Raw genomic sequence first — 244 nt, 5'->3', positions numbered from 1 at the left:
GCCGTCGTCAGCCTCGTTGCCGACATGAACGCTGTACACCAGGAGCCCTTGGCGGTTGGGGCTTTTGCGCTTCTCGGGCTTGCCCTGCTGATCGCCCTCGCGTTCGAGTTCGTGAACGGCTTCCACGACACGGCGAATGCGGTCCTGCGCTCCAAGGCGTTGAACCAGCCCGCGATCTACGCGCCCCTGGCCGCCTTGTCAGCCGACATCGCCGCGAACGTCGAGAATTACGGGGCGATCAAGC

General features: G+C 64.8%; 1 pseudogene. It reads left to right on the top strand.

What is annotated here, in order from left to right:
• Positions 1-244, top strand: a pseudogene (locus CVH10_RS23530) (hypothetical protein); the annotation flags it as partial.

The organism is Halomonas sp. ND22Bw, assembly GCF_003011945.1.
Lineage (GTDB): Bacteria > Pseudomonadota > Gammaproteobacteria > Pseudomonadales > Halomonadaceae > Halomonas > Halomonas halophila.
Note: the sequence above shows the minus strand (reverse complement) of the source record. Positions and strands in the feature narration are given on the sequence as shown.